A 3,957-nucleotide genomic window follows, 5' to 3' on the forward strand; every position below is an offset into this window, starting at 1 on the left:
AAAATAAAAAATTAGCAACAAATATTAGTTTTACAAACAATTTCATTTTAATATCCTCCTTTTTTACACGATCTTCTACTAATTTTATTGTATGATAAATCCAAATTATACTAATTCTGATACAAGACTTGTCTGTTCTGATGTCATCAATAAACACCCCAACTTCTTCGTCTACAGAAAGACATATATTACAATTTGGAAAAAATATGTATCACTATATACTTCCAATTCTTCTTTGGAAATATATTCATAATGTAAGTGCAAATAATGTCTTATACTGGATCCAAGTTTAAATATAGACAATGATTTCCCCATAATTAATTCCATTGACTGCTTTTTATCTTTTTAAATTCCGTCCATGTTCTTCTCCTTTATTCTTAAGTTCACCAGTTTGCCTGATTGTACTTTAACTTAGTAAATTTGTATAAATTGAGTTCGTCGGGATCACCAATATATTGAAATAGATACCAAGGAGGAGTATTGTTAAATAATCCTTCTCCTGAAATGTAAAAACACATAAAAAGTACGCCTTCCTTACTAATTATTATATTATATTGTTTATTACCTAAGTCATCTTTATCTCTAAATTCCCATTTACCTTTGTAACTCAACATTTCTGTACATAAATATCCACTATATATAATGTTCTTAATTACACAGATACTGTCTTCTTGGAGAATAATCTCCCCTCCAGTGGACGATTTCCAGATTCCTATAAAATCTACAAGTGTAGGCTTTTTATAAGTACATCCTCCAATTGACGATAAAACACCTATCAGAATAAGTACGTTCAAAAGTTTTCTCATATTATTTCAAATTAAATATTTCAGTCCATTTAAAAATCGCTTTTTGCGATATCATTCATAGAATTTGCTACAGATAAATTTACTTTAGTTGAAAAAGTAATGCTATTATCATCTTGTCCGCTAAAGGAAATAACATTCATAGTTACACCGATTAAATTATATCCGCCATTTTTGTTTATAATATACTCCCCATTTTTATCCTTTTCCCATTCATAGGAAAAAGATATTTCTCTTCCATCCGGATCTACAAAATTTACTGGATTATTCGCACAATAAACATACCTGATATCAAATGATCGAAACTGTCATAATCAAAATATTAAGCATAAGGCAATCTACCTGTTTTGATACACTACATCAAAAATATAAATATAGATCAATCATTCACAAAAACACCATAATTAGATACATTAATGGAACGAATACGTCCTCTCCAAACAAAAAAAGTCAACCCAAGAGAATCAAAATAATAAACTTTGTAAATACGACCATTTTTTTTAGTCCCATGAATATATATATCACTTACGTCATCAGGCAACAAGTTCACTAAAGTTAAAAAGTCATCATACAGCATGTTAATCAATTCATGGTTTTTATACACACAAGATACATCTGTTTCTATCCCATATATTAATTTATCTGTTTTCTCATCAGTTGAAAGTGATATTCCAAAATCCGGAAACGTATATGTATCGCTATATACTTGCATTTCCTCTTTTGAAATATAGTCATAACCCAGATGCAAATAATCCTCCACATTTGTTCCTAATACAAAGATTGATAACGATTTCAGTGGTATCAATATGTTAACGACCTGTCCTTCCATGTTCTTCACCCTTTTGATTTTTATCTTTAGCTGTTCCTTTTCTTTTCTGTTTTCTCACTTTTCTGTGAATTATCTTCTATTTTGTAAGAATCCATAAAAAGATACTCTAATACAAATTGTGGTACATGTACAGATGACACACTCGAAAATACTTGCTTATTATAAATATCCATATTAAAATTCTGTATAGAAAGCCAGTCTGACACACTATTCTCTCTACCATCCATATCAATATATTTTACAGGATTTCCCATACGATATACATACGAACTCCAATCATAATGCAAAATTCACCATTTTCATTCTTTCAAATTTATAAAAAACACTATTTTTTTCTACTGCTTTTATATTCACCTCTGGTATAAACCCCAATCCACTTATCCATATCAGCATACCTGTATATCAAAAAAATAAAAAGAAAGAAAAAACCGGTAATACACATATCTATTTTGGTACTTCTCAATTTAAATCCTTGCTTTCCAATATAACTTAGACAAGGAATTCGCTTATTATAGTACACATTATCTTCATAAAAATCGTATTCAGCAATCCTTGGTATTCTAATAAACTGTTTCGATTCATACACTTTCTGATCAACAACATATTTATAAAATATTGTTTTTGTTTCCTTTATAGAATCAATCTTAACATGAGTCTCAAGCTGTTCAGGTTTTACGTATTCAAAAATATCACCAAAACCATTATATGCGATAAATTGGAAAAAAGCAATTAAAAAGCCTCCACCCCAAAATAAAAAATTAGCAACAAATATTAGTTTTACAAACAATTTCATTTTAATGTCCTCCTTTTTTTATACGATCTTCTATCAATTTTGTTGTATTAGTTCCTACAGTCCCCATCCCTCTTGTTATGCCACTTACTGCCGTGGTTACAGTTCCTTCAGAAATACCTTGTTTTGTTAATGCTGCTGCCGTTGTTGTAATGTTTTTAGACATAGTTCCTCCACAAGTGCAAGAATCGGTTAAAAGCTACTCCGATACAAATTGCGATATACGCACAAACGACATATAGTCGAAAATATTCGCCCATAAATTTCCAATTAGAATACTACATAAAAATTTAGAGCACACTATTTTTCCTTATCAATCATATCAACATATTTTACAGAATTCTCTATTGCTTATAATATACCTCATTTGTTCTCTTATTTATTAAACGATATTTACTATACAGAAAACATTCATTCAAAACTTCCGAATTTCTACGATTATAAATATCCAAGGAATCTATAAATAACTCGTTATCTACCAATTTGTATTTAATTTCAACAGATGATCCTATTCCACCATTTCTTTTATTATACTTTAAAACTGAATCATTTACTAATACAATAAATCTTTTCACATAATTTTTTGATAGTTTTTCCCTTATAATATCATCATTATCAGAATCACCAATAGGCAAGAATTGATAAACTTGAACTCTAAATCCTATTTTGCAAGATGCCGCAAAGAATGCCACAAACGCAAAGAATAAAAACATTACTATTAATTTCATTTCTTGTTTTGAACGTAGTTCCATCATTCATTTATATTTATTACATATGTATCACAGTCAAAAGTACAGTCAAAATTATGTTTTAAAACAAGTGTTAAACTATCACCATTAAAACAGTAGCTGATTAAAATTTTATATTTCTCAAAAGTACCAAGAATAATTTCTTTTTTAGTTCTATTATCTTGTTTCCGAACTTGGATGCAATCATTACTTGTAGCTCCTCCCCCTATATAATAAAAATTAATAGTCTCAAGATAATCATATTCTATTTTCCCGAAATGATTATTTTCTGTATATCCCCGATATTCTTGTGATAAGAGGACAGGTTTAGTTTCCAACAACTGGAAAGAATAAAACAACACAGAAGCAACTACAATTCCAAGGATAGCCGAAATTATAGCTATTAAAATAATATATTTACGATAAGAATTACTCATTTTATTCTTATTTTATAGAAATACGACCATTTTTTAGCTCCGTGAATATATGTCATTTACATCATCAGGCTAACAAGTTCGCAAAAATTAAAATTGTTCCTAACACAAAAATTAATAACGATTTTAATGGCATCAATATGTTAACGACCTGTCCTTCCATGTTCTTCACCTTTTTGATTTTTATCTTTAGCAGCTCCTTTTCTTGTTTTAGCATTCTTCACATCTGACTCAAGTCCTTCCAATCTTTCTTTTTCCTTTTCAAGAGTTCGTCCACCATCTCCATGTTTTTCATTCTTGCTACTATCAGTTGCCTCATCAACTGTACGTTTAGGAGAGCTATCCCCTTGAAGTGTAAGTATAATAAAAATCG

The 3,957-nt window shown here is 29.4% G+C and carries 8 protein-coding genes; all 8 read right to left on the reverse strand.

Annotation, left to right across the window (positions count from 1 at the left end; all coding sequences use genetic code 11):
• Nucleotides 1-383: 383 nt before the first annotated feature.
• On the reverse strand, nt 384-806 hold the full coding sequence (locus HMPREF1532_RS00710) for a hypothetical protein (protein WP_005923409.1): 423 nt from the start codon (nt 804-806) through the stop codon (nt 384-386).
• Nucleotides 807-1,182: 376 nt separating this feature from the next.
• Entirely contained in the window at nt 1,183-1,632 is a 450-nt protein-coding gene (locus HMPREF1532_RS00715) for a hypothetical protein (protein WP_005923415.1), read from the reverse strand.
• Nucleotides 1,633-1,658: 26 nt separating this feature from the next.
• On the reverse strand, nt 1,659-1,886 hold the full coding sequence (locus HMPREF1532_RS00720; protein ID WP_227096868.1) for a hypothetical protein: 228 nt from the start codon (nt 1,884-1,886) through the stop codon (nt 1,659-1,661).
• Between the two features lie 71 nt (nt 1,887-1,957).
• Nucleotides 1,958-2,425, reverse strand: a complete 468-nt coding sequence (locus HMPREF1532_RS00725) for a hypothetical protein (protein WP_005923420.1) — start codon at nt 2,423-2,425, stop codon at nt 1,958-1,960.
• Nucleotide 2,426: 1 nt separating this feature from the next.
• Nucleotides 2,427-2,588: a hypothetical protein gene (locus HMPREF1532_RS21435; RefSeq protein WP_167556075.1), complete on the reverse strand. Its 162-nt coding sequence runs from the start codon at nt 2,586-2,588 to the stop codon at nt 2,427-2,429.
• A 178-nt stretch (nt 2,589-2,766) separates the two neighbouring features.
• A complete protein-coding gene (locus HMPREF1532_RS00730; protein WP_044097396.1) occupies nt 2,767-3,177 on the reverse strand; it encodes a hypothetical protein in 411 nt (136 codons plus the stop codon).
• Nucleotides 3,174-3,587: a hypothetical protein gene (locus HMPREF1532_RS00735; RefSeq protein WP_005923426.1), complete on the reverse strand. Its 414-nt coding sequence runs from the start codon at nt 3,585-3,587 to the stop codon at nt 3,174-3,176. The genes HMPREF1532_RS00730 and HMPREF1532_RS00735 overlap by 4 nt, the downstream gene beginning before the upstream one ends.
• 140 nt (nt 3,588-3,727) lie before the next feature.
• A partial coding sequence (locus HMPREF1532_RS21440) for a hypothetical protein (RefSeq protein ID WP_167556076.1) occupies nt 3,728-3,957 on the reverse strand: 230 nt, incomplete at its 5' end.

It is taken from the genome of Bacteroides salyersiae WAL 10018 = DSM 18765 = JCM 12988 (assembly GCF_000381365.1).
GTDB lineage: Bacteria > Bacteroidota > Bacteroidia > Bacteroidales > Bacteroidaceae > Bacteroides > Bacteroides salyersiae.